Origin of the sequence: Noviherbaspirillum sp., assembly GCF_035627455.1 — a bacterium.
GTDB lineage: Bacteria > Pseudomonadota > Gammaproteobacteria > Burkholderiales > Burkholderiaceae_D > Noviherbaspirillum.
The window spans coordinates 37,071-61,004 of the sequence record NZ_DASPLS010000067.1 but is presented as its reverse complement, the minus strand read 5'-3'; the positions used below and the strand labels follow the sequence as shown (position 1 = coordinate 61,004).

General features: G+C 62.6%; 25 protein-coding genes. 16 read left to right on the top strand and 9 right to left on the bottom strand.

Annotated features, from left to right (window positions below; all coding sequences use genetic code 11):
• From VEC01_RS13020 to VEC01_RS12965, 12 genes are all read left to right on the top strand, one after another.
• On the top strand, positions 1-294 hold a 294-nt coding region (locus tag VEC01_RS13020; protein ID WP_324901315.1), incomplete at its 5' end, for a hypothetical protein.
• A 101-nt stretch (positions 295-395) separates the two neighbouring features.
• Positions 396-776: a glycine cleavage system protein GcvH gene (gene gcvH, locus VEC01_RS13015; protein WP_324901314.1), complete on the top strand. Its 381-nt coding sequence runs from the start codon at positions 396-398 to the stop codon at positions 774-776.
• A 46-nt stretch (positions 777-822) separates the two neighbouring features.
• Complete coding sequence (gene gcvP, locus VEC01_RS13010) at positions 823-3,687, top strand: aminomethyl-transferring glycine dehydrogenase (RefSeq protein ID WP_324901313.1); 2,865 nt, start codon at positions 823-825, stop codon at positions 3,685-3,687.
• Positions 3,688-3,781: 94 nt separating this feature from the next.
• Positions 3,782-5,161 carry an L-serine ammonia-lyase gene (locus tag VEC01_RS13005; protein WP_324901312.1) on the top strand — a complete coding sequence of 460 codons (1,380 nt, stop codon included), beginning with the start codon at positions 3,782-3,784 and terminating at the stop codon, positions 5,159-5,161.
• 37 nt (positions 5,162-5,198) lie between these two features.
• Positions 5,199-6,320 (top strand): glycine cleavage system aminomethyltransferase GcvT, encoded by a 1,122-nt coding sequence (gcvT, locus tag VEC01_RS13000; RefSeq protein ID WP_324901311.1) that lies wholly within the window; start codon positions 5,199-5,201, stop codon positions 6,318-6,320.
• A 9-nt stretch (positions 6,321-6,329) separates the two neighbouring features.
• Positions 6,330-7,343, top strand: coding sequence for a lipoyl synthase (gene lipA / locus VEC01_RS12995; protein ID WP_324901310.1), 1,014 nt, complete (start codon positions 6,330-6,332; stop codon positions 7,341-7,343).
• Between the two features lie 251 nt (positions 7,344-7,594).
• Positions 7,595-7,879, top strand: coding sequence for a hypothetical protein (locus VEC01_RS12990; RefSeq protein ID WP_324901309.1), 285 nt, complete (start codon positions 7,595-7,597; stop codon positions 7,877-7,879).
• Between the two features lie 154 nt (positions 7,880-8,033).
• Positions 8,034-8,453 carry a DUF1178 family protein gene (locus VEC01_RS12985; RefSeq protein WP_324901308.1) on the top strand — a complete coding sequence of 140 codons (420 nt, stop codon included), beginning with the start codon at positions 8,034-8,036 and terminating at the stop codon, positions 8,451-8,453.
• A 143-nt stretch (positions 8,454-8,596) separates the two neighbouring features.
• On the top strand, positions 8,597-9,793 hold the full coding sequence (locus tag VEC01_RS12980) for an acyl-CoA dehydrogenase family protein (RefSeq protein ID WP_324901307.1): 1,197 nt from the start codon (positions 8,597-8,599) through the stop codon (positions 9,791-9,793).
• A 7-nt stretch (positions 9,794-9,800) separates the two neighbouring features.
• Positions 9,801-10,940 carry an acyl-CoA dehydrogenase gene (locus VEC01_RS12975; RefSeq protein ID WP_324901306.1) on the top strand — a complete coding sequence of 380 codons (1,140 nt, stop codon included), beginning with the start codon at positions 9,801-9,803 and terminating at the stop codon, positions 10,938-10,940.
• Positions 10,941-10,958: 18 nt separating this feature from the next.
• Entirely contained in the window at positions 10,959-11,414 is a 456-nt protein-coding gene (locus VEC01_RS12970; RefSeq protein WP_324901305.1) for a MaoC family dehydratase, read from the top strand.
• 25 nt (positions 11,415-11,439) lie between these two features.
• Positions 11,440-11,895 carry a MaoC family dehydratase gene (locus VEC01_RS12965; RefSeq protein WP_324901304.1) on the top strand — a complete coding sequence of 152 codons (456 nt, stop codon included), beginning with the start codon at positions 11,440-11,442 and terminating at the stop codon, positions 11,893-11,895.
• Positions 11,896-11,957: 62 nt separating this feature from the next.
• On the opposite strand, the gene VEC01_RS12960 is transcribed toward VEC01_RS12965, so the two are convergent.
• The 5 genes from VEC01_RS12960 to VEC01_RS12940 form a co-directional block, all read right to left on the bottom strand.
• Positions 11,958-12,650, bottom strand: a complete 693-nt coding sequence (locus VEC01_RS12960) for a glutathione binding-like protein (RefSeq protein ID WP_324901303.1) — start codon at positions 12,648-12,650, stop codon at positions 11,958-11,960.
• A 65-nt stretch (positions 12,651-12,715) separates the two neighbouring features.
• Positions 12,716-13,978, bottom strand: a complete 1,263-nt coding sequence (locus VEC01_RS12955) for an acyl-CoA dehydrogenase family protein (protein ID WP_324901302.1) — start codon at positions 13,976-13,978, stop codon at positions 12,716-12,718.
• Positions 13,979-14,002: 24 nt separating this feature from the next.
• A complete protein-coding gene (locus VEC01_RS12950; protein ID WP_324901318.1) occupies positions 14,003-15,061 on the bottom strand; it encodes a phosphotransferase in 1,059 nt (352 codons plus the stop codon).
• Between the two features lie 96 nt (positions 15,062-15,157).
• A complete protein-coding gene (locus VEC01_RS12945; RefSeq protein WP_324901301.1) occupies positions 15,158-15,862 on the bottom strand; it encodes a histidine phosphatase family protein in 705 nt (234 codons plus the stop codon).
• A complete protein-coding gene (locus VEC01_RS12940; protein ID WP_324901300.1) occupies positions 15,859-16,638 on the bottom strand; it encodes an oxepin-CoA hydrolase, alternative type in 780 nt (259 codons plus the stop codon). Before VEC01_RS12940 ends, VEC01_RS12945 begins: the two co-directional genes overlap by 4 nt.
• 165 nt (positions 16,639-16,803) lie before the next feature.
• Between VEC01_RS12940 and VEC01_RS12935 the strand changes: the two genes are divergently transcribed.
• Positions 16,804-17,451 carry a glutathione S-transferase gene (locus VEC01_RS12935; protein ID WP_324901299.1) on the top strand — a complete coding sequence of 216 codons (648 nt, stop codon included), beginning with the start codon at positions 16,804-16,806 and terminating at the stop codon, positions 17,449-17,451.
• 1 nt (position 17,452) lies between these two features.
• On the opposite strand, the gene VEC01_RS12930 is transcribed toward VEC01_RS12935, so the two are convergent.
• The 3 genes from VEC01_RS12930 to VEC01_RS12920 form a co-directional block, all read right to left on the bottom strand.
• A complete protein-coding gene (locus VEC01_RS12930; RefSeq protein WP_324901298.1) occupies positions 17,453-18,604 on the bottom strand; it encodes an HD-GYP domain-containing protein in 1,152 nt (383 codons plus the stop codon).
• A gap of 134 nt (positions 18,605-18,738) precedes the next feature.
• A complete protein-coding gene (locus VEC01_RS12925) occupies positions 18,739-19,920 on the bottom strand; it encodes a pyridoxal phosphate-dependent aminotransferase (protein WP_324901297.1) in 1,182 nt (393 codons plus the stop codon).
• Positions 19,921-19,959: 39 nt separating this feature from the next.
• Positions 19,960-20,427, bottom strand: coding sequence for a putative toxin-antitoxin system toxin component, PIN family (locus VEC01_RS12920; RefSeq protein WP_324901296.1), 468 nt, complete (start codon positions 20,425-20,427; stop codon positions 19,960-19,962).
• A 36-nt stretch (positions 20,428-20,463) separates the two neighbouring features.
• Between VEC01_RS12920 and yaaA the strand changes: the two genes are divergently transcribed.
• Positions 20,464-21,240, top strand: coding sequence for a peroxide stress protein YaaA (yaaA, locus tag VEC01_RS12915; RefSeq protein WP_324901295.1), 777 nt, complete (start codon positions 20,464-20,466; stop codon positions 21,238-21,240).
• 45 nt (positions 21,241-21,285) lie between these two features.
• Here yaaA and VEC01_RS12910 read toward each other — a convergent pair whose 3' ends face one another.
• Positions 21,286-22,083, bottom strand: a complete 798-nt coding sequence (locus tag VEC01_RS12910) for an outer membrane protein assembly factor BamD (protein ID WP_324901294.1) — start codon at positions 22,081-22,083, stop codon at positions 21,286-21,288.
• A gap of 83 nt (positions 22,084-22,166) precedes the next feature.
• On the opposite strand from VEC01_RS12910, the gene VEC01_RS12905 reads away from it, so the two are divergent.
• Together VEC01_RS12905 and pgeF are read left to right on the top strand one after the other, a co-directional pair.
• Positions 22,167-23,168 carry an RluA family pseudouridine synthase gene (locus VEC01_RS12905; protein WP_414691449.1) on the top strand — a complete coding sequence of 334 codons (1,002 nt, stop codon included), beginning with the start codon at positions 22,167-22,169 and terminating at the stop codon, positions 23,166-23,168.
• Between the two features lie 9 nt (positions 23,169-23,177).
• Positions 23,178-23,930, top strand: coding sequence for a peptidoglycan editing factor PgeF (gene pgeF, locus VEC01_RS12900; RefSeq protein WP_324901293.1), 753 nt, complete (start codon positions 23,178-23,180; stop codon positions 23,928-23,930).
• Positions 23,931-23,934: the final 4 nt, after the last annotated feature.

The following is a 23,934-nucleotide window of genomic DNA, read 5'->3' as shown; positions in this document are numbered from 1 at the left end:
TTCGATTCCGGTCTCGGGCACCAGGCCACACATCTTTCTTCCCCCAGGAACGTCACATCACGCTGGCCTGTCTCATGCAGGCGCACCTGCTTTCTTCCCGACCTCCGCCGCCGGCTGCCCGTTTTTGCAAGCAAAACAGGGCTGGATATTTCGTTTCCGATAATGAAATTAATCGCCGCCAAATTTTCAAAAATAAACAAAGCGCAGCGAAATTATTGGAATTTCGGTGGTTTTCCGAGTGCATTTGAACACAATAAATACATGGAACCCTCTAAAATTTTGCCGCAAGAATAAGCTGCGTCAACTGCCGCACCGTCGGCGAGTGGCCTGCTGCAGCACAAGAATTCCCTTTTGCCCCTGGCATTTCGATCAATCAATTTTTAGGAGATGAGAAGATGAGCAAGACCGTGTACACCCAGGAACACGAGTGGCTGCGCGTTGAGGAGGATGGCTTGGTCACTGTCGGGATCACCGACTACGCTCAGGATCATCTCGGCGACCTGGTTTTCGTGCAGCTGCCGGAAGCCGGAAAAGAACTTGCCAAGGGCGAGGAAGCCGCCGTCATCGAGTCCGTGAAGGCCGCGGGCGAGATCAACATGCCGGTCGCCGGCGTCGTGACCGAGGTGAATGCCGTGCTGGCCGACGAGCCGGGCAAGGTGAATGAGGATCCGATGGGGGCCGGCTGGTTCTTCAAGTTCAAGGTCAGCCAGGCGAGCGACCTGGACGCCCTCATGGATGAGGCAGGCTACACGGCTTACGTCGAGTCGCAAGGCTGACGTGATTCGCAGCGCATGAATTCTTTTTCGTATTGAGAGGTAAAAAATGGTTCAGAATCGGGCTGCTTTCGAGGATTTGCAGCAGCACACGGATTTCATCGACAGGCACATCGGGCCGGGTGAAGCCGACAGGAAGGCGATGCTGTCGACGCTCGGCTTCGAGTCGATGGATGCCTTCATCAAGAAGGTGATTCCGGACGCGATCCATTCCGAAGCGCCCCTGAACCTGGACGGCGCGCGCAGCGAGCCGGAAGTGCTGGCGGAACTGCAGCAGATCGCTGCGAAGAACAAGGTGTTCAAGTCCTACATCGGCATGGGTTACTACAACACCTATACGCCGACCGTCATTCTTCGCAACCTGCTTGAGAACCCGGCGTGGTACACCGCGTACACGCCTTACCAGCCGGAGATTTCGCAGGGCCGCCTCGAAGCGTTGCTCAACTTCCAGACCATGATCTCCGACCTGACGGGTATGGAGATCGCCAACGCCTCGCTGCTCGATGAGGCGACCGCAGCCGCGGAGGCAATGACCTTCTGCCAGCGCCTGTCCAAGAGCAAGAGCAAGGTGTTCTTCGTGTCGCAGGACTGCTTCCCGCAGACGATCGACGTGGTGCGCACGCGCGCCGAGCCGATCGGCATCGAAGTGGTCGTCGGCGACCATCGCACGGACCTCGAACAGCTCGACTGCTTCGGCGTGCTGCTCCAGTATCCTTCTCTGAACGGCGAGATCAATGACTATGCCGACACCGTGGCGAAGGCGCATGCGAAAAACGCGCTGGTCGTGGTGGCGGCTGACCTGCTGGCGCTGACCGTGCTCACGCCTCCCGGCGAATTCGGCGCGGACGTGGCCATCGGCTCCGCCCAGCGTTTCGGCGTGCCGCTCGGATACGGCGGCCCGCACGCGGCATACTTCGCCACGCGCGACGAAAACAAGCGGGTCATGCCCGGCCGCCTGGTCGGTGTTTCCATCGACAGCCACGGCGACAAGGCATACCGCCTAGCGATGCAGACCCGCGAACAGCATATCCGCCGCGAAAAGGCGACCAGCAACATCTGCACCGCTCAGGTCCTGCTTGCGAACATTGCGAGCATGTATGCGGTCTACCACGGTCCGCAGGGTCTGAAGACCATCGCCCAACGGGTGCACCGCTTGACGGCGACCCTGGTCGAGGGCCTGCGCAAGCTGGATCTGGAAGTGCCGACTGCTTCCTTCTTCGACACGATCACGGTCCGCACCGGTGCCCGTACGCAGGAAATCCACGCGGCTGCACTCAGCCAGTCGATCAACCTGCGTAATGTCGATGCCGCAACCGTCGGCATTTCCATCGATGAAACGACGACGCGCGAAGACATCGAAGCCCTGTGGGCGATCTTCGCCGCAGGCAAGGCAGTGCCGTCCTTCGCCACCTGCGAAGCGGATGCTGCTGAGCGCATTCCAGCGGCGCTCGTGCGCACCAGTGTGTATCTGACGCACCCGGTGTTCAACAGCCACCATTCCGAAACCCAGATGCTGCGCTATCTGCGCGCACTGTCCGATAAGGATCTCGCGCTCGACCGCACGATGATTCCGCTCGGCTCGTGCACGATGAAGCTGAATGCGACGACCGAGATGATCCCGGTGACCTGGAAGGAATTCGGCAGTATCCATCCGTTCGCCCCGCTGGAACAGGCGCAAGGCTATCAGCAGCTGATCAGCGAGCTGGAGCAGATGCTGGTGGCATGTACCGGCTACGACGCGGTGTCGCTGCAGCCGAACGCCGGCTCGCAGGGCGAGTACGCCGGCCTGCTGGCTATCCGCGCATATCACAAGAGCCGCGGCGAAGGGCATCGCAATGTCTGCCTGATCCCGAGTTCCGCGCACGGCACCAATCCGGCAACGGCCCAGATGGTGGGCATGCAGGTTGTCGTGGTCGCATGCGACGAGCGCGGCAATGTCGATGTCGCCGACCTGAAGGCAAAGGCGGAGAAACATGCCGCCGACCTCGCAGCCATCATGATTACGTATCCGTCGACGCACGGCGTGTTCGAGGCCGAGGTCCGCGAGATTTGCGAAATCGTGCATGCGCACGGCGGCCAGGTTTACATCGACGGCGCGAACATGAATGCGATGGTGGGCCTGTGCGCTCCGGGCAAGTTCGGCGGCGACGTGTCGCACCTGAACCTGCACAAGACCTTCTGCATTCCGCACGGCGGCGGCGGCCCCGGCGTGGGCCCGATCGCGGTGAAATCGCATCTGGCGCCGTTCCTGCCCGGCCATCGCGTGATGGAAAAGCAGGATGCGCCAGTATGCGCGGCGCCGTGGGGCAGCGCGAGCATCCTGCCGATCAGCTGGACGTACATCAAGCTGATGGGCCGCCAGGGCCTGAAGGAAGCAAGCCAGGTTGCCATCCTCAACGCCAACTACATCGCGAAGCGCCTGGCGCCGCATTACCCGATCCTGTACGCGGGCGAGAACGGTATCGTTGCACACGAGTGCATCGTCGACCTGCGTCCGCTGAAGGACGCGACCGGGGTCACCGTGGATGATGTTGCGAAGCGCCTGATGGACTTCGGTTTCCATGCGCCGACCATGTCCTTCCCGGTGCCCGGCACGCTGATGATCGAACCGACCGAGAGCGAATCCAAGGATGAGCTCGACCGATTCTGCGAGGCGATGATCGCCATCCGCGAAGAGATTCGCGCGGTCGAGAGCGGTGCGGTGACGGCGGAGGAAAGCGTGCTGCGCCATGCGCCGCATACCGCGATGGCGATTGCCGGCGAATGGAGCCGCAAGTATTCGCGCGAACAGGCGGCGTTCCCCGTCGCCTCCCTGCGTGGCAACAAGTACTGGCCGCCGGTCGGCCGCGTCGACAACGTGTACGGCGACCGCAACCTCGTCTGCGCGTGCCCGCCGATGTCGGACTACGAGTAAGGGCCGGGCGGGCTGCGCTGCTTCATGCGGCGTAACCCGCCTGTTGAAACGGTATTTGCCGCCTGGCGCATGCGAGGCGGCCAAGGCGGATGACATGGCCATCAGTGTTTTCGAGTTGTTCAAGATTGGCATCGGACCGTCGAGTTCGCATACCGTGGGCCCGATGCGCGCCGCGCTGCAGTTCGCGGCCGGACTGAAGGCATCCGGCCAGCTTGGGCGGGTTGCACAGCTCAAGGCCGAGCTGTACGGGTCCTTGGGTGCGACCGGCAAGGGACACGGCAGCGACAAGGCGGTGATGCTAGGCCTGCTCGGGGAGGCGCCAGACCTGGTCGATACCGACAGCATCGAGGACAGGCTGGCGCAGGTGCGTGCCGGCAAGCAGATCTCCCTGTTGGGCGAGCACACCATCCCATTCATCGAGAGCGAGCATCTCCTGCTCTACAAGCGGCAATCGTTGCCGCACCATCCGAACGGCATGCGTTTTACCGCCTTCGATAGGGATGGCTCGGAAATCGACAGCAAGGTGTATTACTCGGTCGGCGGCGGATTCGTGGTCAATGAAGACGCTGTGGGTGCCGACCGCATCGTGCCTGACACGACAGTGGTTGCCCATCCTTTCAAGAGCGCCGACGAGCTGCTGGCGACATGCCGGGAGAAGGGCTTGTCGATCAGCCAGCTGATGCTGGAGAACGAAAAAGCGTGGCGGCCCGAGGAAGAAACACGGCGCGGCTTGCTGCGCATCTGGCAGGTGATGCAGGAGTGCGTCAAGCGCGGCTGCGAAAAGGAGGGCAGCCTTCCCGGCGGCCTCAAGGTGCGCCGCCGCGCGGCGGAGCTGTACCGCAAGCTGTCGAGCCAGCCCGAAGCCAACCTGCGCGATCCGCTGACGACGCTCGACTGGGTGAACCTCTATGCGCTCGCCGTCAACGAAGAGAATGCCGCGGGCGGCCGCGTGGTGACAGCGCCGACGAACGGTGCGGCAGGCATCGTCCCCGCCGTGCTGCACTACTACCACCGCTTCGTGCCGGGCGCGAATGAGGAAGGTGTGATCCGCTTCCTGCTGACCGCCGCCGCCATCGGCATCCTGTACAAGGAAAACGCATCGATCTCCGGGGCCGAAGTCGGCTGCCAGGGCGAGGTCGGTGTGGCGTGTTCGATGGCTGCTGGCGCGCTTGCCGAGGTCATGGGCGGAACGCCGGAACAAGTCGAGAATGCCGCGGAAATCGGCATGGAGCACAACCTCGGCCTGACCTGCGACCCGATCGGCGGGCTGGTACAGGTACCCTGCATCGAGCGCAATGCGATGGGTTCGATCAAGGCCATCAATGCGGCGCGCATGGCGCTGCGCGGCAACGGTCACCATTTCGTTTCGCTGGACAAGGTCATCAAGACCATGCGCGAAACGGGAGCCGACATGAAGATCAAATACAAGGAGACCGCGCGCGGTGGGCTCGCGGTCAATGTGATCGAGTGCTGATTCGATTTTTTGCGATTCAAGAAAAAGGAACGAAATAATGGAAACGACGCAGGCCCTGGCCCGTACCCCGCTGTACAACTTGCATGTCGAACTCGGTGCCCGCATGGTCCCGTTCGCGGGCTACGAAATGCCGGTGCAATATCCGACCGGCGTGCTGAAGGAGCACGCGCAGACGCGCACCCAGGCCGGGCTCTTCGATGTTTCGCATATGGGCCAGGTCCGCTTGAGCGGCCCCGATGCCGCTGCTGCACTCGAGTCGCTGATGCCGGTCGATATCGTCGACCTGCCGGCCAACATGCAGCGCTATGCCGTGTTTACGAACGAGCAGGGCGGCATCCTCGACGACCTGATGGTGTCCAATGGCGGCGACCACCTGTTCGTCGTGGTCAACGCGGCCTGCAAGCAGCAGGACATCGCTCACCTCAGGAAGCATATCGGCAATCGCTGCACGGTCGAGGAACTTGCGGACCGCGCGCTGCTGGCGCTGCAGGGGCCGGCCGCCGGTGCCGTGATGGCGCGGCTCGCGCCCGAGACCGCCAAGATGGTTTTCATGAATACCGGCAAGGTAACGCTGGTCGGCGTGGAGTGTTTCATCAGCCGCTCCGGTTACACCGGCGAAGACGGCTTCGAGATTTCGGTGCCGAACGATAAGGCCGAGGAACTGGCGCGCCTGCTGCTTGCACAACCTGAAGTGGCGCCGATCGGACTGGGCGCGCGCGACTCGCTGCGCCTGGAAGCCGGCCTGTGCCTGTACGGCCACGACATGGACACCGGCACGACGCCGATCGAGGCCAGCCTGGGCTGGGCCTTGTCCAAGACCCGCCGCGAGGGCGGGGCGCGCGCCGGCGGCTATCCCGGCGCGGAAGTCATCATGCGCCAGCTGGCCGAAGGCGTCGGTCGCAAGCGCGTCGGCCTGCTGGTAAAGGACAGAATGCCGGTGCGCGAAGGCGCGGAGCTGGTGGATGCGCAAGGCAACGTCGCCGGCAAGGTCACCAGCGGCGGCTTCGGTCCGACCGTGGGCGGCCCGATCGCGATGGGCTATGTGGAAACGTCGCTGGCCGCAGTCGGCACCGCCTTGCAGGCTATCGTGCGCGGCAAGCCGGTCCCGGTGGAAGTGGCGAAGACGCCGTTCACGCCGCAACGCTATTACCGCGGCTGAGTGCGTGCGATGAGCGATACAAAGACAACAGCGGAAGCGGCGCCGGGACAGCGGCCCGTGAAGACCGGCGAGAAACTGCGCGGCGCCGACAAGATGGCCCGCATTCCGATCAAGATCGTGCCCACCGAGCGCGCACAGATTCTGCGCAAGCCGAAGTGGATCCGCTCTGAATTCACCGGCTCGCGCGAGGTGCAGCGGCTCAAGGCGGTGCTGCGGGAAAACAAGCTGCATACCGTTTGCGAGGAAGCGAATTGCCCCAACCTGGGTGAGTGCTTCAAGAGCGGTACGGCCACGTTCATGATCATGGGCGATATCTGCACTCGCCGCTGCCCGTTCTGCGACGTCGGTCACGGACGCCCCAATCCGCTCGACCCGGACGAGCCGAAGAACATGGCGCAGACCATCCAGGCGATGGGGCTGAAGTACGTGGTGATCACCTCGGTGGACCGCGATGACCTGCGCGACGGCGGCGCCGCACATTTTGCCGCCTGCATTACGGAGACGCGCCGCCTGAACCCGGGCATTGTCGTCGAAATCCTGACCCCCGATTTCCGTGGCAGGGTGGACACCGCGCTTGCGATCCTGGAGCAGGCCCCGCCCGATGTGTTCAACCACAATCTCGAAACAGTGCCGCGCCTCTACAAGCAGGCCCGGCCCGGCGCGGATTACGACGTCTCTCTCGATCTGCTGGAGCAGTTCAAGCAGCGCCATCCGGCCGTGCCGACCAAGTCCGGTCTGATGCTGGGCCTGGGCGAAACCATCGAAGAGGTGGAGGCCGTGATGCGCGACATGCGCGCCCACGGTATCAACATGCTCACGCTCGGCCAGTACCTGCAACCGAGCGCGCACCATCTGCCGGTAGCACGGTATGTGACGCCGGATGAGTTCGATGCCTTGCGCGTCACCGGTGAAAAGATGGGCTTCACGCATGTGGCTTCCGGGCCGATGGTGCGCTCGTCCTATCATGCCGATCTGCAGGCGAAGGGGGAATTTGCCGTCGTGAAGGACGCAGAGGGCGATTGATCGTGCGCGATCGTTTCGTTGCGTTTGCGCAAATTCGATGCCGCAGGTCACGCCTAAGATGAAGGCGGTCCCTTAAGCCTCCCAGGAAGTGTTTGCCCGCGAGTGCGCGGGCATTTTTTTGTCAAAATTTTAATGACTCCCGCTTCTGTTACATTTTCTTACGTGCAGCTTGAGATTTCTCAATCGTGCCGTACCGCAAATTCCGCATACTTGCGCTGTAGCAAATCCCATCCACGAGTAAACGCGAGGCCATGAAAAAGAAGCTTGATACTGACGACGTCATTGAGAACTTGATCACCGCCACCCTTACCGAAGATGCAAGCGCGCGCCAAAAGCATCTTTTCCGCGAAAGCCTGTATGGCCTCGTCCGGCTCGCGAAAGCAGAACAGATTGTTGAAATAAAAACAAACGTCCGCCGACTGACGGGCGCGCTCGAGGCGCACTCCGCGCGGCGCCGGGCAAAGGCCGTGCTTCTGGCGCAACGCCTGCCGGACCTGATCGACCAGGCGCAGCAGCAGTTCGAATTCAAGCAGTAAGTCCTCTCCGGCCCGGTGCAGTCAAGATGCGCCGGGCCCATCTCCAGCCCGCCGGGATGCCGAGCGGATAGAGTTGGAAGGCAGTAGAATGCCATATCGATTGCTCACGCCGCCGTGACAATCGTACTGATCCTCCACTCATTCGCAGCACGGCATGAAAGTCTATAACCTCACTTGCGAGCACGATCACCGCTTCGAAGGCTGGTTTTCTTCGGAAGAAGATTTCAAGTCTCAAAGCGAGGCCCGGCAGATCGCTTGTCCGGTCTGTGAAAGCCATGCCGTTCGCAAGCTGCCGTCCGCTCCCCGCCTCAATCTCTCCACCGCGCAAGAACCCAAGATTGATGCTGCCGTCGTGCAGAAACAGTTGCTGGAACTGGTCCGCAAGATCGTCGCCAACACCGAGGATGTCGGCGAGCGATTCGCTGAGGAGGCGCGGCGCATGCATTACAACGAAGCGCCGGAACGCTCCATCCGCGGCGTCGCCAGCGTGCAAGAATTCGAAGCGCTGGCCGAGGAAGGGATCGACGTCGTGCCGTTACCCCTGCCCGACGCGCTCAAGCAGCCCCTGCAGTAAATCTTCACCCCCCGCAGCTCTGCGTTGACAGCCCGTCAACGCCTTTCCATTCGCGCATTTTTATTCAATACACATTGCAAAAATCCGCTGTATAATCATTTTCGAACGGTCGTGCTTTTAAGCCGGGACAACAAGGAGACAGCATGGATTTGAACTACACAGCGGAGGACTTGGCCTTCCGCGACACGGTTCGCGCCTTCCTGGAAGCGAACCTCCCCAAAGACCTGCAGCAAAAGGTCCTCAACCACAAGCGTTTGTCGAAGGAAGACTACGTCCGCTGGCACAAGATCGTCGCCAAGCAGGGATGGGTCGGCACGGGCTGGCCGGTTGAGTACGGCGGTACCGGATGGACTCCGGTACAGCGCCACATCTGGGAAGAAGAGTGCGCTCACGCAGGCACGCCGGCCATCCTTCCGTTCGGTGTCAACATGGTTGCCCCGGTGATCATGGCCTTCGGCAACGAGGCGCAAAAGCGCCATTACCTCCCGCGCATCCTCAACTGCGACGACTGGTGGTGCCAGGGCTACTCCGAGCCGGGTTCCGGTTCCGATCTCGCATCGCTCAAGACGCGCGCGGAACGCGAGGGCGACTACTACATCGTCAACGGGCAAAAGACCTGGACCACGCTGGCGCAGCACGCCGACATGATCTTCTGCCTCGTGCGCACCGATCCCAGCGCGCGCAAGCAGGAGGGCATTTCCTTCCTGCTGATCGACATGCACACGCCAGGCATCACCGTGCGCCCGATCATCATGCTCGATGAAGAGCATGAAGTGAACGAAGTCTTCTTCGACAACGTGAAGGTTCCGGTGCAGAACCTGATCGGCGAAGAGAACAAGGGCTGGACCTACGCGAAATACCTGCTCGGCCACGAGCGCACCAACATCGCCGCGGTCGGCCGTGCCAAGCGCGAGCTGCTCTTCCTCAAGCGCCTCGCCAACAAGCAGATGAAGGGCGGCAGGCCCTTGCTGGAAGATCCGGTGTACGCCGCCAAGGTCGCCAGCCTGGAAATCGAAATCATGGCACTCGAAATGACGGTGCTGCGCGTGCTCTCGCAGGAGAGCGCAAAGCGCGGCCCGGGCCCGGAAGCGTCGATGCTGAAAGTGAAGGGAACGGAAGTGCAGCAGGCATTGACCGAGCTGATGGTCGAAGCCGTCGGCCCGTATGCGATGCCCTTCGATCCCGCCTATCTCGAAGGCGAGCAAGAGCACAGCATCACGCAGGACGATGACGCCGCGCCGCTTGCGCCGTACTACTTCAACTTCCGCAAGACCTCGATCTACGGCGGTTCCAACGAAATTCAGAAAAACATCATCTCCCAGATGATCCTGGGACTGTGAGGCGAGCATGGACTTCAACTACACACCAGAGCAGCAACAATTCCGCGATGCCCTGCGACGCTTCATCGACAAGGATTACACCTTCGAGCACCGCAACAAGATCGTGCGCTCCGAGCAGGGCGTGTCGGACGAGGCATGGGGCACGCTGGTCGAACTCGGCCTGACGGCATTGCCCGTTCCCGAAGAGCAGGGCGGCTTCAACGGCACTGCGGTCGACATGATGGTGGTGATGCAGGAGCTGGGACGCGGCATCGTCGTCGAGCCATACTTCGCCACCGCCCTCGGCGCGCAATTCCTGAAGCTGGCCGGCGGCCACGAGGGTTTGCTGGAACAGGTCGCAAGCGGCGAGCTGAAACTGGCTGCCGCGCTGGGCGAAAAGCAGGCACGGCATGAGCCGTTCGACATCGCTACGACGGCCAAGACGGACGGCGACGGCTATGTGATCAACGGCACCAAGACCGTCGTCATCCACGGCGGCCAGGCCGGTAAGATCATTGTCTCCGCCCGTACCGGCGGCAGCCAGCGCGACACCGACGGCATCTCCCTGTTCCTCGTCGACGGCGACGCCGCCGGCGTGACGCGCAAGGACTACCGCACCATCGACTGCCAGCGCGCCGCCGACATCACGTTCGCCAACGTGCGCGTACCGGCGTCTGCCTTGCTCGGCAAGTCCGGTGCAGGTTGGGACATCCTCGACGCCGCCGCCGATTATGGCGCCACGCTCCTGTGCGCAGAAGCAGTGGGCGCGATGGACGCGCTCAACGCCGCCACGCTGGAGTACCTGAAGACCCGCCAGCAGTTCGGCGTGCCGATCGGCAAATTCCAGGTGCTGCAGCATCGCATGGCCGAGATGTTCATGCAGGCCGAGCAGGCGCGCTCGATGGCGACGCTGGCAGCGGTCAAGGTCTCGGCGGAGGATGCGAACGAACGCCGCCGCAACGTGTCCGCTGCGAAGGCGCGAGTGGGCCAGGCGCTCAAGTATGTCGGCCAGCAGGCGGTGCAATTGCACGGCGGCATGGGCGTGACGAACGAACTGCCGGCGGCGCATCATTTCAAGCGCCTGACCATGATCGAGCTGACGCTGGGCGATACCGACTACCACCTGGCACGTTTTGCTTCGCTGCCGGACTTCCGCAAGGCCGCTTGATACAGAGAGGGGGCGTACATGGCGCAACTGAAGTGGTACTTTGAAGATTTCGAAGTGGGCAAGACCATCGACGTGGGATCACGGACGGTCTCCGAAGAAGAGATCATCGACTTCGCGAGCAAGTATGACCCCCAGCCTTTTCACGTCGACAAGGATGCCGCATCGAAGTCGATCTACGGCGGCATCATTGCCAGCGGTTGGCATACCTGCGGGATGATCATGCGGCTGATGGTCGACAATTTTCTCAAGGATGCGGCCAGCCTCGGTTCGCCGGGCGTGGACGAGATCCGCTGGATCAAGCCGGTGCGCGGCGGCGACACGCTGCACGTGACGACGACCGCCCTGGAGGCCAAGCCTTCCGCCAGTAAGCCCGACCGCGGCGTGGTCGTCACGCTGTGGCAGGCAAAGAACCAGCACGGAGACGTGGTGGCGACGATCAAGGGGATGGGGATGTTCCACCGGCGCCCGAAGTAGGCGTCAACAGACAGGGAGAGACGGAATGCGTCATATCGCATCGGTAGCAGAATTGAGGGAGCTCGTCGGGCAGGAAATCGCCGTGACCGACTGGTTCGCCATCACGCAGGAACGGGTCAACCAGTTCGCCGATGCGACCGGCGACCACCAGTGGATCCACCTCGACGTCGAGCGCAGCAAACGTGAATCGCCGTACGGCACGACCATCGCGCACGGTTTCCTGACCTTGTCGCTGCTGCCCATGATCATGCAAAGCGCGGTATCGATGCCGGAAGCAAAGCTGAGCGTGAATTACGGGCTCAACAAGGTGCGCTTTCCGGCGCCGGTGCCGGTGGGCAGCAAGGTGCGCGGCCGCTTGTCGCTCAAGGAAGTCGAGGACATCGAAGGCGGCGTGCAGGTGACCTGGCTTGTGGCGATCGAGCGTGAAGGCGGCGACAAGCCAGTGTGCGTGGCGGAGTCGATCGCGCGCCGTTACGAGTAAGACGGCCGTACGCTAAAAGAAAAACCTCCCCACCTTGCGGTGGCGGAGGTTTTTTCATGGGATCAATGACGCTTGTATTGCGTCGCGCCGAACAGGACTTCGCGCGACTTGTCGTCGGTGATCGGCTTGCTGTCCGAAGCCAGCACCTCGACCCCGCGCTTGACCGCTTCGCGCTCGCTGATCTCGTCGAACCAGCGCTTCGCATTCGGATATTCTTCCCAGTCGATGCCCTGGTTTTTCCAGGAGCGCAGCCACGGGAAGGTGGCGATGTCGGCGATGGTGTACTCGTCGCCGGCCAGATAGGCGCTCTTCGACAATTGATTGTCAATCACGCCGTAGAGGCGCTTTGCTTCATTCGTGTACCGGTTGATCGCGTACTCGATCTTCTCCGGCGCGTAGACGCGGAAATGGTGAGTCTGCCCGAGCATCGGGCCGACGCCGCCCATCTGGAACATCAGCCATTGCAGCGTGTTGAATTTGTCGCGATCCGTCTTGCCGAGAAACTTGCCGACCTTGCTGGCGAGGTACACGAGAATCGCGCCGGATTCGAACATCGAGATCGGCTTGCCGTCCGGACCGTCGGCATCGACGATGGCGGGAATCTTGTTGTTCGGCGAGATGGCGAGGAATTCCGGCTTGAACTGGTCGCCTTCGCGGATGTTGATGTAGTGGACGCGGTAGGGAAGGCCGCATTCCTCCAGCATGATGTGGACTTTATGGCCGTTGGGTGTCGCGGCCGAATAGACATCGATCATTCTTGTTCTCCTGAGCTTGGGTCAAAACCGCTGCATGGATTATGCAGCGGTTTCGATTTCCCTGCTCATGAGCGCGTGATCGGCAGTTCCAGGTCTTTCTTCGGGATCGGGATGTGCTTTGCCAGTTCCAGCTTGGCGATGGCATTGCGGTGCACTTCGTCCGGGCCGTCGGCGATGCGCAGCGTCCGGTTGCCGGCCCATTGCCCCGCCAGCGGGAAGTCGTCGCACACGCCCCCGGCGCCGTAGGCCTGGATCGCCCAGTCGAGCACCTTCTGGGTGACGTTCGGTGCGAGCACCTTGATCATCGCGATTTCCGCCTTCGCATGCTTGTTGCCCACGGTGTCCATCATGTAGGCCGCCTTCAGGGTGAGCAGGCGGGCGGTATCGATCATGATGCGCGATTCGGCGATGCGCTCATGCCAGACGCTTTGCTCGGATACGCGCTTGCCGAAGGCCACGCGTTCGTTGAGGCGCTTGCACATCAGTTCCAGCGCGCGTTCTGCCACGCCGATCGCACGCATGCAGTGGTGGATGCGGCCCGGCCCGAGGCGGCCCTGCGCGATTTCGAAACCGCGGCCTTCGCCCAGCAGGATGTTCGAGGCCGGCACGCGCACGTTCTCGAACAGGATTTCGCAGTGGCCGTGCGGCGCGTCGTCGTAGCCGAAGACCGGCAGCGGACGCTTGATGGTCACGCCCTTGATATCGGCCGGCACCAGGATCATCGATTGCTGCGAATGGCGCGGCGCATCCGGATCGGTCTTGCCCATCAGGATAAAAATCTTGCAGCGCGGATCGCCGGCGCCGGAAATCCACCATTTGCGGCCATTGATCACATACTCGTCGCCGTCCCGCTCGATGCGGGTGGCGATGTTGGTGGCGTCGGAGGAGGCGACCGCCGGTTCGGTCATTGCGAAGGCGGAACGGATCTCGCCGCGCAGCAGCGGCTCCAGCCACTGGCGCTTGTGCTCTTCGGTGCCGTAGCGTTCGATGGTCTCCATGTTGCCCGTGTCCGGCGCCGAGCAGTTGAAGACTTCCGGCGCCCAGGGCACGCGGCCCATGATTTCGCACAGCGGCGCGTAGTCGAGGTTGGACAAGCCTTCCGGCGCGCGAGCCGATTTGGGCAGGAACAGGTTCCACAGGCCGAGTGCACGGGCCTTCGGCTTCAGGTCCTCGATGATCTGGGTCGGGATCCAGCGGTTGCCCTTTTCGCGCCCGTTGCGTTCGACTTCTTCGTTGTAGGCCTTTTCGTTCGGATAAATGTGCTCATCCATGAAGCGGATGAGCTTTTCCTGGAGCTGCTTGCAGCGGTCTGAGTATTCGAATTCCATGTTGTCTCCTCGGGGAAAAGCGTTTTACTTGCCGGACGCGTACTTCCAGCCCATCTCCGCCATCGGACGCGCCGCCTTGCCCGCCTTCAGCGCCTGCTCGCTCGATGCGGTGCCATCCACATAGCGCTTCATGATGCCTTGCAGGATGCCGGCCATGCGGAACATGTTGTAGGCAAGGTAGAAGTTGAAGTCTTCCTTGCGGATGGTCTTGCCAGTGCGTTCGCAATACTTCGCGATGTAGGCGTCTTCGCTCGGGATGCCGAGTGCCGGCAGGTCGAGCCCGCCGATGCCGCGGAACTGACCGGGCGGGATATGCCAGCTCATGCAGTGGTAGGAAAAATCGGCGAGCGGGTGGCCCAGCGTCGACAGCTCCCAGTCCAGCACGGCGAGCACGCGCGGCTCGGTCGGGTGGAAGATCATGTTGTCGAGGCGGTAGTCGCCATGGACGATGCTCGTATCGTCGCCCGGCGGGATATTCCCCGGCAGCCATTCGATCAGGTTGTCCATCGCCTCGATCTTCTCGGTTTCGGAGGCCTTGTACTGCTTCGTCCAGCGGTCGATCTGGCGGGCGAAATAATTGCCCGGCTTGCCGTAGTCGCCCAGGCCGATGGCGGCGTAGTCGACGGTGTGCAACTGCGCGATGACGCGGTTCATTTCGTCGTAGTGCGCGGCGCGCTCGGCGGGTGTCATGCCGGGCATGGACTGGTCCCACAGCACGCGGCCCTGCACGAACTCCATGATGTAGAAGGCGCGGCCGATGATGGATTCATCGAGGCACAGCGAATACTGGCGCGCGGCGGGGAAGCCTGCCTTGTTCAGCGCGTCCATGACGCGGAATTCGCGGTCGATCGCATGGGCGGAGGCAAGCAGCTTGGCGGCGGGGCCGGGCTTGGTGCGCAGTACGTAGCTCTTGCCGTCGGCGGTCAGCTTGAACGTCGGGTTCGACTGGCCGCCGTTGAACTGCTCGACGGTCAGCTCGCCGCTGAAACCTTCGACGTGCTGGCGCATGTACTCCTGCATCGCGCCGAGATCGAACTTCTGGCGATCGGATACCGGCCGCGTGCCCATGAATTCTTCGAACATCATGTCTCCTTAGGGAAAACGAGCGAAATAGTTATCGCCACATTCTACATCAGAAAAACGTACGGTCGTGCGATTTCGCGGTGGCGTGCCAGCGTGCTACAGCCCGCGCGATTTCATGTACTGCTCCAGCAGCACTTCCATGGTCGTGTGGCGGCTTTCGCCCTGCAGTTCGGAGATCGGGGAGTAGTTCACGATGCGCACCACCCAGTCGGCTTGCGCTTCGCCGACATCGATCGCGTTGATGCAGCCTGCGGTCTGTGCGAGGTTGCCCAGGAACAGGCGCTGGTTGGTCAGTGCATAGGACAGGATCGCGCGGTTGACACCGCCGTGCAGCACGAGCAGCACCGTGTCCCAGCTCTTGTCCTCGCGCAGGCGGTCGATGCAGGGATGGATCCGGTCCATCAACTGGCCGATGGATTCGCCGCCGAGGAACTGGCGCTCTTCCGGAACCAGTCCGTCGAAGGCGCCGACGAAGGCCTCCCTCAGGCTTTCATCGGGAATGGCGGAGAGTTTTCCGCCGCGCAGTTCTTCCAGGTCCTTCCAGCGTTCGAGCGCGATCTGCTGGCCGGTCTCGGCCAGCACGCGTGTCGCTGTCTCGACGGTGCGCGGCAGCCCGGAAACGATGACCCGGTCGAACTTCAAGCCCGCCTGCGCGAAGACCTTGCCGGCGGCCGTCGCCTGCGCCCGCCCCAGTTCATTGAGCGGGACTTGTTCCGGAAGGAAGGGCTTCCCCTGTTCGTCGAAATAGGTGACGCTGCCGTGGCGCATCAGGTAGATGCGCCGTCTCTTGTGTGCTGTCATTTGTATTGCGGCTTTCTTTTTTCGAGGAATGCCGTGATGCCTTCCAGCGCGTCCCGCTGGTGAAGGCTCTCGACGAAGTGGCGCTTTTCCGATTCGAAATGCTGCGCCAGCGAGTTGGCCTGCGCTTCATTGGTCAGCGACTTGATCCGTTCCATGGCGTTCGGCGACAGGGCGGCGAGATCCTCGGCCCAGGCGAGCGCGCTATCGAGCACTGTACCATCGGGAACGACCCGGTTGACGACGCCAAGCTCGTGCAGGCGCGCAGCAGACACGGGCTTGCCTTCCAGGAGTATCTCGGCGGCGAGCTGGCGGGGCAGGGCGCGGGTGAGGAACCATAAGGCTCCGCCATCCGGCGTGAGGCCGACCTTGACGTAGGACATGACGAATTTCGCCGACGCGCCCGCGACGATCATGTCGCAGGCAAGGGCCAGCGAAAACCCGGCACCGGCGGCGATGTCTTCCACGGCCGCGATCACCGGCTTGGGGCAGTCGCGGATGGCTTCGATCCATCCGTGCAGGTTGTCGATCGATTCCGCTTGCACCGCCGGCGGCTTGCTGCGGTTTTCGAGCAGGCGGTTCAGGTTGCCGCCGGAGCAGAATACCTTGTCGGCGCCGGTGATCACAACTGCGCGCACCGTGTCGTCACGCTCCGCGGTGGACAGGGTTTCGATGGCTGCGGCATACATGTCCGGGTGCAATGCATTCCTTGCGCCCGGGTTGGAGATGGTCAGGATCAGGGTCGCGTCCTGGCGGGATGCTTGGAGTTCGGCGGACATGGCTTGGATGGTTGAGTGAATCGATCGGCAGTCAGGCGATATTTCAGCCGATATTATTGCCGAAATGTGCCGTCCGGGTTGCGCTGCATAGTCTTCATGCGCTGCAACCTTTCCGCCGCTGCGGTAAGCTTGAGCCGCCACAAGCACAACATAACAGGAGACAAGATGCTGAAACTTTGCGGATTCGCCGGAAGCAACTACTACAACAAGGTAAAGTGCGCACTGCTGGAAAAGGGTGTGCCCTTCGAGGAAGAGCTGGTCTGGACCGACCGCTCGCCGGAACTGCTCGCACGCTCGCCGCTCGGCAAGATTCCGTTCATCGAGACCGGCGAGGGCATCCTGTGCGAGTCGCAGGTCATCATGGATTACATCGAGTCGGCGTATCCGGAAAGGCCGCTCATCCCGGCAGACCCGTTCGCCGCGGCCAAGGTACGCGAGCTGGTCACCTTCATCGAACTGCATCTCGAGCTGGTGGCCCGCGAGCTTTACGGAGAAGCCTTCTTCGGGGGCAAGGTGTCCGAGGAGATCAAGACGCGCACGAAAAAACTCCTGGCGCGCAACGCGAAGGCGTTTGCAAGGCTGGCCAAGTTTTCGCCCTATGTCGCAGGCGCGGAATTCACGATGGCCGATTGCGCGGCGCTGGTCCACCTGCCCTTGGTGAGCATGACGTCGAAGGCCATTTATGGAGAAGATGTGCTGGCCGACCTGCCTGTGCGCGACTACATCAAGATGCTCGGCGAACGGCCGTCGGTGCAGCGCGTGAACGCGGACCGCAAGGCGAATCAGGAAGTGATGATGAACCGGATGAAGTAGGTTAGAGCGCCGCTTCGTCACCCCACAGCTGCTGCATGCTGAAAGGCAGCATCGCCTGGTCGCTTGAGAGCGCCTCGCGCACGGTGTACAGCTCCTTGCCGGTATCGCGCTGGATGGGGAAGGTGAGCGGCGCGCCGCGCGGCCCGATGAACGCATGCACGACAGGCGTCGCCGCTGTCTTTCCCCGCCGCGTGACGACGCCGATCTCTCCGTTCTGCAAGCGGACGAACGAGCCCGGCGGCGTGGTGCCCAGTTCCTTGATGAAGTAGGCCGCGAGCAGGGGATCGGCCGGTTTGCCGCCGGCGATCAGGACGTCGCGAAGGGCGGCACTGGGCAGCAGCGACTTCCTGTACTTCCGCATCGACACCGAGGCGCAGTATCGGTCCGAGTAGGCCAGGATGCGGGCGTTCTGCGGAATGTCTTTCGCTTCCGGGCCCATCGGGTAGCCGCTGCCGTCCTCTTTTTCGTGGTGAAGGAGCACGTACGCCAGCCAGTCGGGCTGGACAATGCCGCACTGCCTGAGCAGCTCCACGGCTTGCACGGGGTGGGAACGGATCAGTTCAGTCTCGCGCTCGTTCAACGGCTCCTGCTTGATCAGCAGGACATCCTGCTGCCGCAGCATCGCAATATTCATCGTCAGCGCCGCCGCCACGATCCATTGCGCTTCCTCGGGCGGCTTGTTCATCGCCCGGGAGATCAGGAGCGTCACCAGGGCGGTATCGATGCAATGGCGTATCGCATATTTTCCGGCCGCCTGGTTCAGGAAAACGCTCGCCACGGCTACATCGGCGTTGATGTCGGCGGCGAAGCCCAGCGCCTTGACGACCTCGAGGATCTTGGCCTGCGCGTCCGCCTCATTGGCGAGGTTGTACAGCAGGCGTTCCAGGCGCTTGTTGGCGAGGTTGATGAAGCGCAGGGCCGACGGCCTCTCGCGCGTTGCGGCCTGCTGCGCTTCCTTGCGCGCCTGCGCGGCACGCTCGGCCTGGCCGGCATCGATGAAAAGGCCGCGGGCAACCAGTTCTTCCGCTTGCCGCGCGTTTGCGACAACCTGTCCGCGGCGCAGCAGCAGCTTGTTGCCGGCGCCGTACACATCCCACGGCAATGGCTCTCCAATGACGATATCGGCGATGCTCAGGCGCCGCTGATCGACCATGCTGCCCCCTCTCCCCTAACAGGGTTGCGATGACGGACGCTTCCTCGGATGCTTGTGCGTTGTCGTGCTATTCCGGCGGATGCTATTGGTAACGGCTGTCGCGGCCGTCAACTTGAGCCTGGTCGAGAAACTTCTCAGAGTGTTGCCAGTCTTTCAAGCGCGCTGCGCAAGGTGTCATCCTTTTTCGCAAAGCAGAAGCGAACGATGCCGGATTCCCTGGGCTGGTTGTAGAACGCGGAAACGGGGATCGCGGCCACGCCGATCTCTGCCGTGAGCCACTTGGCGAAATCGGCTTCCGGCGCGGAAGAAATCGCGGAATAGTCGACGCACTGGAAATAGGTGCCGTCCGAGGGCAGCAGCTTGAATCGCGTCGAAGCGAGGCCGTCGCGGAACAGGTCGCGCTTGCGCTGGTAGAAGGCGGGCAGTTCCAGGTAGGGCGCGGGGTTGGCCATGTAGCGGGCCACGCCGTGCTGCACAGGGGTATTGACCGTGAAGACGTTGAACTGGTGCACCTTGCGGAACTCGGCCGTCAGTGCCGCCGGGGCGGCGACATACCCGATCTTCCAGCCGGTCACGTGATAGGTCTTGCCGAAGCTGGAAACCACGAACGCGCGCGAAGCCAGTTCCGGATAGCGGCATACCGATTCATGGCGGGCGCCGTCGTAGACCATGTGTTCATAGACTTCGTCCGACAGGATCAGGATGCCGGTGCCGCGCACGATCTCCTCCAGCGCGCGGATGTCCGCCTCACGCAGCACCGATCCAGTCGGATTGTGCGGCGAGTTGATCATGATGAGCCTGGTTTTCGGCGTCACCGCCGCCGCCACCTTTTGCCACGGCACCGAATAACCTTGCGCGCCGACTTCCATCTGGACGAATACCGGGACGCCGCCCGCCAGTTCGATCGCCGGCACATAGCTGTCGTACACCGGTTCGATGACGATGACTTCGTCGCCCGGGTGTACGCAGCAGAGCACGGAGGTCAGGATGGCTTGCGTCGCGCCGGCAGTGACGGTGATCTCGGTGTCAGGATTGTAGGCATGGCCGTAGATGGCGCCGATCTTGGCCGCGATCGCCTGGCGCAATGCGGGCACGCCCGACATGGGCGGGTACTGGTTGAACCCGTCTTTCATCGCCGCGGTGACGGCATCCACCAGGGCCGGGTCGCAGTCGAAATCGGGAAATCCCTGGCCCAGGTTCACTGCACCCTTCTCCGTCGCCAGTGCGGACATGACCGTGAAAATCGTGGTGCCGACATTGGGCAGGCGGGACGGGAGCACGGTTTGGCGGGCAGCGGCGGCGAGAGCGGGGGACATGGGCGTATTCATCGAAGCGGTCGGAACAAAAAGTCCATTTTATACAAGCTCGCCATCGGTCTGCCATTTGTCCGGCGGAATGATGGTGAACAGGCCGGCACGCGCCGTCCTGCGCGCCAGTTTCAGCAAGGCCTTGTCCTTGGTGATGAGGCATTCCGCGTGGGCGTCGCGCGCGATCTCCAGGAATTTCTGGTCGTCCGGATCCTTGCAGAGCGGCAGCGGGATGTCGTCGCGCCGAACGAGGCCGTCACGCGGCAGGCACTCGATCAGGGCGTCGAATTCGGCGCTCGCAAGCGGCCTGGAGCCGTCGTCGAGGGGCAGGTGAGGGTAATCGAGCACCAGCAGCCACTCCTTGCGGCAGTCGTCGCGCGTGACGGCTTTCGCCCGCCCGTCCTTCAGCGCCGCAAGCAGCGATGCCCAGCGGGGATCGCGGAAGACGAACAGGTCGAGGCAGACGTTCGTGTCGATGACGATGCGTTTCGGTATCTTCGCTATCTTCGGTATCATTGCCGCAAATTTTCTTTCCGCCGGAACCTGCCTGACATGCTGATTGTTTTATCGCCCGCAAAAACGCTCGACTATGACACACCTTTGACGACCGATGAACACACCCTCCCGGATTTTATCGACGATGCATCGGAATTGGTGGACATCCTGAAACAGCGTTCACCCGCGGACCTGTCCGCATTGATGGGCATCTCGGACGCGCTGGCCGTCCTGAACGTCACGCGCTACGCCGAATGGTCACGCAAGTTCACGAAGAAGAACGCACGCCCCGCGATCCTCGCTTTCAACGGCGATGTCTACGAAGGGCTCGCCGCCCGTTCGCTCACGTCCCGGCAGCTCGGCTATGCGCAGTCGCATCTACGCATCCTCTCCGGCCTGTACGGCGTGCTGCGCCCGCTCGACCTGATGCAGCCGTACCGGCTTGAAATGGGCACTCGCCTTGCCAACGGCCGCGGCAAGGACCTCTACGCATTCTGGGGCGCACGCGTGACCGAGACGCTGAACAAGGAACTGGCGGCGCACAAGCGCAAGGTGCTGGTCAACCTGGCGTCGGAGGAATACTTCAAGGTGGTGAAGCCGAAGCAGCTCGACGCGGAGGTGGTGACGCCCGTGTTCGAAGACTGGAAGGGCGGCAAGTACAAGATCATCTCTTTCCACGCCAAGCGGGCACGCGGCCTGATGGCGCGGTTCGCTGCGGCGAAGGGCGTGACCCAGCCCGAGAAGCTCAAGGAATTCGATGCCGAGGGCTATGCCTACGACGTGCGGGCATCGACTGCGCAGCAGTGGGTTTTCCGCCGGCGCACCGAGGGCTGAGCAGGGGGAACAAAAAAGCCTCCGTGCGGAGGCTTTTTCAGGGAGTTACCAGATTTTCCACCAGGGCGAGCTGGCCTGCGGACCACCGCGGAAATAGACACTGTTCGGGAAGGTTGCCTTCATTACACGTTCGGCATCGTTGCGCAATTCGTGCAATCCCAGCGCATCGTAGGACTTGACCATTACGAACAGGGCTTCCTCGATGGCCGGCGCATCCCGGTATTCGGTGACTGCCTGCTGCGCCCGGTTGGCGGCGGCAACGTAGGCGCCGCGCCGGTAGTAATAGTTCGCGACGTGGACTTCATACTGGGCCAGCGCATTCACCAGGTACTTCATGCGGTCGACCGCATCCTTGGCATAGATACTGTTCGGGAAACGCTCCGCCAGCTGCCGGAACGAGTCGAAGGCGTCGCGCGCGGCTTTTGGATCGCGCTCGCTCGGATCTTGCCTGGACAGGAAGTCGAGAAAACTGACCTTGTCGTTGAAATTGATCAGGCCGCGCAGGTAGTACATGTAATCCACGTTCGGATGGTTGGGATGCAGCTTGATGAAGCGCTCCACGGCCGCGAGGGCTTGCGCCTGGTCGCCCTGGCGGTAGTGTGCGTAGGCAACCTCCATCTGGGCCTGCTGGGCATAGGTACCGAACGGATAGCGCGATTCCAGCTTCTCGAAGTACTGGATGGCCTTGTCGTAGCCGCCCGCAGCCATTTCATCGCGCGCCTCCGAGTATAATTTCGACGCCGACCAATCCTTGGTCTCGTCGATCTTCTCCGGGAGCAGACCGCACCCGGAAAGGGACAAAGCAAGGGCAATGGCGGCCAATTTCAACGATCTTTTTTGCATGACGTTTGCGCGAGCACTACGGATAAGCCCACGATTATAGCCGATGGTGCATTGCTGCAGCGATACCACACGAAACGCCGATTTTGACGAACTCCCTGACCGAAACCGATATCGATGACGGCGACGAATACGAAGGCGCCGCGCCCGAGTCGTCCCCGATCACCCTGAAACTCACTCCGGAATTTTGCGGCGTGCGCCTGGACAAGGCCTTGTCGCAGCTGTTGTCCGAATACTCCCGCAGCCGCATCCAGCAATGGATCGATGCCGGCCACGTCACCGTGGACGGCCAGCCGGCCCGCGGCAAGACGACCATGCTGGGCGACGAAACCGTCGTCGTCGCGCCCCAGGAGGCGCCCGAAGAGCAGGCTTTCAAGCCGGAGGAGATGCCGCTTTCCATCCTGCACGAGGACAAGTCCATCCTCGTCATCGACAAACCCGCCGGGCTGGTGGTGCATCCGGCAGCCGGCAACTGGTCCGGCACGCTGCTCAACGGCTTGCTGCACCACGCCCCGGCGCTGGCGGGCGTCCCGCGCGCCGGCATCGTGCACCGCCTGGACAAGGAAACCAGCGGCCTCATGGTCGTCGCCAAGACGCTGCAGGCACAGACCGATCTCGTCCGGCAATTGCAGGCGCGTAGCGTCAAGCGCGAATACCTGGCGCTCGTCTGGGGGCAGCCGCAAGTGACGGGCCGTATCGAGGCCGCCATCGGACGCCACCCGCGCGACCGCATCAAGATGGCGGTATCGCAGCATGAAAGCGCGAAGCCGGCCGTCACGCATTACCGCCGACTCGCCACGGGCACGCTCGACGGCCGTCCGGTCAGCCTGGTCAAATGCAGTCTGGAGACCGGGCGCACGCACCAGATCCGTGTGCACATGCAATCCATCGGCTTCAGCCTGGTCGGCGATCCCTTGTACGGCAAGCCACACCTCGCATCCGTGTTCGCCCGGCAAGCCCTGCACGCATTCAGGCTCGGCCTGGTGCACCCGGCGTCGGGCAAGGAGCTGGAATGGAGCGTAGACTTGCCGGCCGATTTCGCCGCGCTGCTCGACAGGGCAGGCGTCGGCGGGACCGCACTGGACTAGAGGGAAACCATGGAGCTGATCATCCCGGAATGGAACGATGCGCCGAAGCACGTGGGCGCATTGTCCACCACGCGCCGCGGCGGGACAAGCAGCGCGCCGTACGATGACGGCGATGGCGGCGGCGGGCTGAACCTCGGCGTGCACGTCGGGGATGACCCCGACACCGTCCGGAACAACCGTGCATTGCTGCGCGCCGTCCTGCCCGCCGAGCCGGCATGGCTGACGCAGGTACACAACGTCCGGGTAGTCGATGCAGCCCAGGTGACTGGTTCCCCCGAGGCGGATGCAAGCATTGCCACGCAGCCCGGCGTGGTCTGCGCCATCCAGACGGCAGATTGCCTGCCTGTGCTCTTTTGTGACGCTGCGGGTCGGGCGGTCGGGGCGGCGCATGCGGGCTGGCGAGGGCTGGCCGGCGGTGTGCTGCAGGGAACGATAGCGGCGATGCGGGATGCCGGTGCAACCGACATCCAGGCGTGGCTGGGACCGGCCATCGGGCCGCAATGCTTCGAGGTCGGGCAGGATGTGTTCGATGCGTTCGCCGGGAAGGATGCGGCAATGGCTGCGGCTTTCGAGCCGATGGACGGCAGGCCCGGCAAATACATGGCCGATATCTACGCCCTTGCGCGCCGCACCTTGCAGCTCGCCGGGGTCCAGCGGATCTCCGGCGGCGGACGCTGCACGGTGACTGAGCAGAAGCAGTTTTATTCCTACCGCAGGGACAAGGTGACGGGCCGCATGGCCTCGTTGATTTGGCTCAAATAAGTCT

Excerpts from the sequence above, each read along its gene's own strand:
- gcvH (WP_324901314.1), top strand. The coding sequence starts at position 396 with ATGAGCAAGACCGTGTACACCCAGGAACACGAGTGGCTGCGCGTTGAG.
- gcvP (WP_324901313.1), top strand. The coding sequence starts at position 823 with ATGGTTCAGAATCGGGCTGCTTTCGAGGATTTGCAGCAGCACACGGAT.
- VEC01_RS13005 (WP_324901312.1), top strand. The coding sequence starts at position 3,782 with ATGGCCATCAGTGTTTTCGAGTTGTTCAAGATTGGCATCGGACCGTCG.
- gcvT (WP_324901311.1), top strand. The coding sequence starts at position 5,199 with ATGGAAACGACGCAGGCCCTGGCCCGTACCCCGCTGTACAACTTGCAT.
- lipA (WP_324901310.1), top strand. The coding sequence starts at position 6,330 with ATGAGCGATACAAAGACAACAGCGGAAGCGGCGCCGGGACAGCGGCCC.
- VEC01_RS12990 (WP_324901309.1), top strand. The coding sequence starts at position 7,595 with ATGAAAAAGAAGCTTGATACTGACGACGTCATTGAGAACTTGATCACC.
- VEC01_RS12985 (WP_324901308.1), top strand. The coding sequence starts at position 8,034 with ATGAAAGTCTATAACCTCACTTGCGAGCACGATCACCGCTTCGAAGGC.
- VEC01_RS12980 (WP_324901307.1), top strand. The coding sequence starts at position 8,597 with ATGGATTTGAACTACACAGCGGAGGACTTGGCCTTCCGCGACACGGTT.
- VEC01_RS12975 (WP_324901306.1), top strand. The coding sequence starts at position 9,801 with ATGGACTTCAACTACACACCAGAGCAGCAACAATTCCGCGATGCCCTG.
- VEC01_RS12970 (WP_324901305.1), top strand. The coding sequence starts at position 10,959 with ATGGCGCAACTGAAGTGGTACTTTGAAGATTTCGAAGTGGGCAAGACC.
- VEC01_RS12965 (WP_324901304.1), top strand. The coding sequence starts at position 11,440 with ATGCGTCATATCGCATCGGTAGCAGAATTGAGGGAGCTCGTCGGGCAG.
- VEC01_RS12960 (WP_324901303.1), bottom strand. The coding sequence starts at position 12,650 with ATGATCGATGTCTATTCGGCCGCGACACCCAACGGCCATAAAGTCCAC.
- VEC01_RS12955 (WP_324901302.1), bottom strand. The coding sequence starts at position 13,978 with ATGGAATTCGAATACTCAGACCGCTGCAAGCAGCTCCAGGAAAAGCTC.
- VEC01_RS12950 (WP_324901318.1), bottom strand. The coding sequence starts at position 15,061 with ATGTTCGAAGAATTCATGGGCACGCGGCCGGTATCCGATCGCCAGAAG.
- VEC01_RS12945 (WP_324901301.1), bottom strand. The coding sequence starts at position 15,862 with ATGACAGCACACAAGAGACGGCGCATCTACCTGATGCGCCACGGCAGC.
- VEC01_RS12940 (WP_324901300.1), bottom strand. The coding sequence starts at position 16,638 with ATGTCCGCCGAACTCCAAGCATCCCGCCAGGACGCGACCCTGATCCTG.
- VEC01_RS12935 (WP_324901299.1), top strand. The coding sequence starts at position 16,804 with ATGCTGAAACTTTGCGGATTCGCCGGAAGCAACTACTACAACAAGGTA.
- VEC01_RS12930 (WP_324901298.1), bottom strand. The coding sequence starts at position 18,604 with ATGGTCGATCAGCGGCGCCTGAGCATCGCCGATATCGTCATTGGAGAG.
- VEC01_RS12925 (WP_324901297.1), bottom strand. The coding sequence starts at position 19,920 with ATGTCCCCCGCTCTCGCCGCCGCTGCCCGCCAAACCGTGCTCCCGTCC.
- VEC01_RS12920 (WP_324901296.1), bottom strand. The coding sequence starts at position 20,427 with ATGATACCGAAGATAGCGAAGATACCGAAACGCATCGTCATCGACACG.
- yaaA (WP_324901295.1), top strand. The coding sequence starts at position 20,464 with ATGCTGATTGTTTTATCGCCCGCAAAAACGCTCGACTATGACACACCT.
- VEC01_RS12910 (WP_324901294.1), bottom strand. The coding sequence starts at position 22,083 with ATGCAAAAAAGATCGTTGAAATTGGCCGCCATTGCCCTTGCTTTGTCC.
- pgeF (WP_324901293.1), top strand. The coding sequence starts at position 23,178 with ATGGAGCTGATCATCCCGGAATGGAACGATGCGCCGAAGCACGTGGGC.